Source organism: Deltaproteobacteria bacterium, assembly GCA_020848745.1.
Taxonomy (GTDB): Bacteria; Desulfobacterota; Binatia; order UTPRO1; family UTPRO1; genus UTPRO1.
On the sequence record JADLHM010000146.1, the window covers coordinates 1 to 5,160 of the forward strand.

Below are 5,160 nucleotides of genomic sequence, written 5' to 3' on the forward strand. Positions count from 1 at the left end.
CCATGCCGATCACGAGCCAGATCACGTACTCGGCGGGCAGCTTGCGGCGGCGGATCGTCGCCGTCCCGGTCGCCTCCAGCGCCGCGGTGATCCACGCCGGATCAATACTGTCGCGAAAGATCTCGAAGCTCGCCGTACGCTCGTCGACGCCGGCGAGCAGGTTCTCCCCCAGCCCCATCGTCCCACCTCCCCACCCCGCGATGGGAATAGCGGACGCTGGGAGCGATCCAAAACCTTCAACCCGGTCTTATGTGACCGGCATTGGGGCTAGCCCGAGGCTAGGCCGTCACTGACCCGCGACGACGAAATAAAAATCGTTGTTGCGGTCGACGTCGCCCTTCCAGGCGTCGAAATTCGTGTCCACGTAGGTGTCGCCCGCGGAAGCACCCCAGCGAACCTCACCGCCGGTGACACCGTCATCGACGCCGGCGACCCAGAAATTGGCGCTCGGAGCGGGCTGATTGCCGGTCCAGGTGATCGTCACTTCCTCGCCATTGCTGGCGCTTCCGCATGCACCCGTACCGCTTCCCATCGTGGCAAGGGCACTGACCTCGAAGGAATCGGAGTCGTCACCGAGCTGCTGCTCCTGACAGTGGGGTTCGCCGTTCGGGCAGCCGGATGTCTTGTCGCTCCAGATTTCGAAGTGCACCGGCCCGCTCTCGGTCCCGTTCTGACGTCCGAGACACACACGGATCGACGACACCGTGAGTGCCGACCCGTTGCTGACGCGCTGCCTCGGCGCAAAAAGCGGTGGGATATCGTCCGGCATGTCGATCGCCCAGTAGTCGCCAAGCGTCGGCATGTTCACGATGGCGTCGCTGGGCGTGGCCGTTGCGGTCGGCGTCGGCGTTTCCGTAGTAGTCGGTGTGGCACTGGCGGTCGGCGTTGGCGTAGGGTCCGTGGACGTGGCGGTGGCGGTCGGAGTAGCTGCCGTCGAGGTCGCCGTCGCCGTTCCGGTTGCGGTCGCTGTCGCAGTGGGCGTCGCCGCCGTCGACGTGGCCGTAGCGGTTGCGGTCGGGGTCGCGGCTGTCGAGGTCGCCGTCGGCGTCGCGGTTGCCGTCGCCGTGGACGTCGGGGTCGCGGTAGCCGTCGCACCCGTCGCGGTCGGCGTCACTGTGGACGTCGGGCTCGCAGTGGTCGTGGCGGTAGGCGTCACGGCAGCGGTGGACGTCGGTGTCGGCCCGCCAGCGCCGTTGCACTCCGCGGGGTAAGGAACCACGAGCGGCACCGCGCTCCGATCCGCACAATCGACGGCGTACTCGTTGGTACAATCGACGCAAGCGACGAGATCCGCGAGCGTGACGACGGCGCCATCGCATGCCGAGCCACCCGGTACGGTCGCCGCGGGACACTGCGCCGGAAATCCGATCGCGGAAGGCGTGAAGTCGCCAACCCCGTTGCACAGCTTGTCGGCCCCGCCACACGCCTTACAAGTGCTGGCGCGCTTCTTCGTCTCGGCTTTGGCGATGGCCGCGGCAGCCTTGCCGTCGCCCGGCTCCGGACAAGGGTTCGTGGCCTTCCCGGCGATCACCAACGTCCAGCATTTGGCGAGGGCTTTCGACTTCGCGACGTAGAAAGCGGTCGTCGCTTTCACGATGGCCGCCTGGCACTTGTTGAGACCCTTCTCGGTCTTCGGATCGGTCGGGACCAGCGCGTCGAACGCGATACTCGCCGCTCGGTCGGTCGCCGCTTCCCCAATGCACTTGAGACACGCACCGATGTCCGCACAGCTCGCGATCGCACCGTTGCACGCGCCGTTTTCGAAGTTCGGGCACGCAATGTTCCAGCCGATCGACGCGAGGGTATCGTCATCCGTCGTGCCGCAGATCTTGTCCTGCCCGCCGCACGCCTTGGTGATCGTGCCCTGAAGCTTCGCAGCGGCCTTTGCGATGGCGGGAGCTGCTTTCACGTCGGCGTGGCAGTCTCCCGCCGGCCGCTTGCGCTTTACGATCGCGTCTTCGCACTTCGCGAGTGCCTTCGCCTTCGATTGGACGAATGCCGCACCGGCCTTGATGATGGCGGCTTGACACTTACCCGCGTCCGCGTGCGCCGCGGCCACCCGCGACAAAAGCGCTACGATCGAAACTACGATCGCAAACGACCACTTCAGAAACGTCAACGAACCGGACATGCCACCCCCCCTCGACTCAACTGCCTCCGGTCAATCCACGTGCGGTGTTCGGCAGCCGACGTTGCAGATGGAAATGCAGAGGAATTTCGTCGGGGTCAAGCTTCTGCAGAGGTTTTGTTCAATCGGCCGGGCCCGACGAACCGCGCGGAGCCCGCGAATCGAGGATCAACGTGAATGGACCCGCGTTGACGAGACGGACATGCATCTCTGCATCAAAGGAACCGGTCTCAACTCGATCGAGGAACGCACGGAGCTCGTCGACGAACCGCAAGAAGAGGGGCAGGGCGGCGCCCGCCGGAAGAGCCTCGTCATACGACGGCCGCCGTCCCTTACGGCAATCCGCAAGGAGCGTGAACTGCGACACGGCGAGCAAGCTCCCGCCGACCTCGGCCACGCTCCGCTGAGCGTGAGCGGAAACATCGTCGAACACGCGCAGGCTCGTTTAGGAATAGGGAAGAAAGAAGAAGCAGTCGGAGCGGAGCGGGGCGGACGGCCGATAAGCTTCGATTACGTCAACTCGGCGGTTCATACCCACTACCGACCGAAGCCGGCGGCGTAGCGTTCGATCTTGCCGATCGCCGTACGGATGTCGCCGACGAGCAGCGCGACGTCCCGTTTAGGCATCGATCAGCTCGGGCTCGATCAGTGCCCAGAGCGGCGGCTTGATCGCTTGATCGCGCGGCGAGAGACGAGATCTACCGGCCGACCCACGGCACGTTCGAGCTCGGCGGCAAGATCGGCGAAACGAAGCCCAATCGAACTGTCGACCTCCACGAGGATGTCGACATCGCGGTCGGGTGGCGCGTCGCCGCGTGCCCAGGAGCCGAAGAGTGCTATGCGCCGGATCGGATACTGCGCACTCAGCCGTTGCCGCTCGCGCCGCAGTGTCGTCAGGACGTCGTCACGCGTCAACATGGCGGCGACCTCCCTTCGCCCGCTATCACTTGGTATCGATCGCCTATCGACCGACTGTCGAGATCAGCCCCAGCACCTTCCGCGCCGCCGCCGGGATCTGCGTTCCCGGCCCGAAGATCGCCTGCACGCCCGCCTTCTCCAGCATCCCGTAGTCCTTCGACGGGATGATGCCGCCGACGGTCACCACGATGTCGCCGGCGCCTTGCTGCTTCAGCTCCTGGATCAGCTGCGGCACGAGGGTCTTGTGGCCGCCCGACTGCGTCGAGACGCCGATCACGTGCACGTCGTTCTCGATTGCCTGGCGCGCGACCTCGTCGGGCGTCTGGAAGAGCGTGCCGACGTCGACGTCGAAGCCGAGGTCGGCAAACGCGGTCGCGATCACCTTGGCGCCGCGGTCGTGGCCGTCCTGGCCGATCTTGGCGACCAGCATGCGTGGGCGGCGGCCGTGCTCGGCGGCGAACGCGTCGACCTCGGTGCGGAGCGCCTTCCACTCGGCGTCGTCGCCGTAGGCCCGGCCGTACACGCCGCTGATCGAGCGGATCTCGGCGTGGTAGCGGCCCCAGACCTTTTCGAGCGCGCTCGAGATCTCGCCGAGCGTGGCGCGGGCGCGCGCGGCTTCGACGGCGAGTTCCAAGAGATTGCCCGTGCCGCTGCCGGCGGCTTCCGTGAGTGCCTCCAGCGTCGCCGCGACCCTCTTGGCGTCGCGCGACTTCTTGATCTTCTCGAGCCGCGCGATCTGCGCTTCGCGGACGGCCTTGTTGTCGATCTCGCGCGTGTCGATCTCCGGCTCCTCGGGGAGCTTGAACTTGTTGACGCCGACGATGACGTCCTCGCCGCGGTCGATGCGGGCCTGCCGGCGCGCCGCCGTCTCCTCGATCCGGAGCTTCGGCATCCCGGCCTCGATCGCCTTGGTCATGCCGCCGAGCTTCTCGACCTCCTCGATGATGCCGAGGGCCTTCCGCGCCAAAGCGTGCGTCAGCGACTCCATGAAGTACGAGCCGGCCCACGGGTCGATCACCTTCGGGATGCCGGTTTCCAGCTGGAGAATCAGCTGCGTGTTGCGGGCGATGCGGGCGGAAGCGTCGGTCGGCAGCGCGATCGCTTCGTCGAAAGAATTGGTGTGGAGCGACTGCGTGCCGCCGAACACCGACGCCATCGCCTCGATCGTGGTGCGGATGACGTTGTTGTAGGGGTCCTGCTCCGTCAAAGAAGCGCCCGAGGTCTGGCAGTGCGTCCGCAGCATCAGCGACGTCTGCTTCTTCGGGTTGAAATGCTTCTTCATCAAAGTCGCCCACAACATGCGCGCGGCGCGCATCTTGGCGATCTCCATGTAGAAGTTCATCCCGATCGCCCAGAAGAACGAGAGCCGGCCGGCGAACTGGTCGATGTCCAATCCCTTCGACAGCGCGGCCCGCACGTACTCGAGCCCGTCGGCGATCGTGAACGCGAGCTCCAAGTCGCACGTCGCCCCGGCTTCCTGCATGTGGTAGCCGCTGATCGAGATCGAGTTGAACTTGGGCATCTCCTGCGACGTGTATTGAATGATGTCGGCGACGATCCGCATCGAGGGCGTGGGCGGATAGATGTAGGTGTTCCGCACCATGAACTCTTTCAAGATGTCGTTCTGGATGGTGCCGGTGAGCGCGGCGCGCGGCACGCCTTGCTCCTCGCCGGCGACGATGAAGGAGGCCAGCACCGGCAGCACGGCGCCGTTCATCGTCATCGACACCGACATCTTGTCGAGCGGCACGCCGTCGAAGAGGATCTTCATGTCCTCGACCGAGTCGATCGCGACGCCCGCCTTGCCGACGTCGCCGACGACTCGCGGGTGGTCCGAGTCGTAGCCGCGGTGGGTCGCGAGGTCGAAGGCGACCGAGAGTCCCATCTGCCCCGCCGCGAGGTTCGCTCTATAGAAAGCGTTCGACTCCTCGGCGGTCGAGAAACCGGCGTACTGGCGGATGGTCCACGGCTGGCCCGCGTACATGGTCGCACGCGGCCCCCGGAGGAACGGAAAGGAGCCTGGCAAGGTGTCCGTGAAATCGAGACCCTGGACGTCCGACGCCGTGTAGAGCGGCTTCACGTCGATGCCTTCGGGGGTGTGCCAGACGAGGTCG

At 65.8% G+C, this 5,160-nt stretch carries 6 protein-coding genes and 1 pseudogene; 2 read left to right on the top strand and 5 right to left on the bottom strand.

Annotation, left to right across the window (positions count from 1 at the left end; genetic code table 11):
- Positions 1–97: pseudogene (locus IT293_20900) on the bottom strand (transposase domain-containing protein).
- A gap of 189 nt (positions 98–286) precedes the next feature.
- On the bottom strand, positions 287–808 hold the full coding sequence (locus tag IT293_20905; GenBank protein ID MCC6767122.1) for a hypothetical protein: 522 nt from the start codon (positions 806–808) through the stop codon (positions 287–289).
- On the opposite strand from IT293_20905, the gene IT293_20910 reads away from it, so the two are divergent.
- On the top strand, positions 801–1,211 hold the full coding sequence (locus IT293_20910; GenBank protein MCC6767123.1) for a hypothetical protein: 411 nt from the start codon (positions 801–803) through the stop codon (positions 1,209–1,211). The genes IT293_20905 and IT293_20910 overlap by 8 nt on opposite strands.
- Before the next feature lie 87 nt (positions 1,212–1,298).
- Positions 1,299–1,574: a hypothetical protein gene (locus IT293_20915; GenBank protein ID MCC6767124.1), complete on the top strand. Its 276-nt coding sequence runs from the start codon at positions 1,299–1,301 to the stop codon at positions 1,572–1,574.
- Between the two features lie 675 nt (positions 1,575–2,249).
- On the opposite strand, the gene IT293_20920 is transcribed toward IT293_20915, so the two are convergent.
- The 3 genes from IT293_20920 to scpA form a co-directional block, all read right to left on the bottom strand.
- Positions 2,250–2,561, bottom strand: a complete 312-nt coding sequence (locus IT293_20920; protein ID MCC6767125.1) for a D-aminoacyl-tRNA deacylase — start codon at positions 2,559–2,561, stop codon at positions 2,250–2,252.
- A gap of 212 nt (positions 2,562–2,773) precedes the next feature.
- Positions 2,774–3,046 carry a nucleotidyltransferase domain-containing protein gene (locus IT293_20925; protein MCC6767126.1) on the bottom strand — a complete coding sequence of 91 codons (273 nt, stop codon included), beginning with the start codon at positions 3,044–3,046 and terminating at the stop codon, positions 2,774–2,776.
- 43 nt (positions 3,047–3,089) lie between these two features.
- The coding region (gene scpA, locus IT293_20930) for a methylmalonyl-CoA mutase (GenBank protein MCC6767127.1) at positions 3,090–5,160 on the bottom strand (2,071 nt) is incomplete at its 5' end.

Bases quoted from the DNA above. Each gene is read 5' to 3' on its own strand.
- IT293_20910 (MCC6767123.1), top strand. From the start codon at position 801: ATGTTCACGATGGCGTCGCTGGGCGTGGCCGTTGCGGTCGGCGTCGGC.
- IT293_20925 (MCC6767126.1), bottom strand. From the start codon at position 3,046: ATGTTGACGCGTGACGACGTCCTGACGACACTGCGGCGCGAGCGGCAA.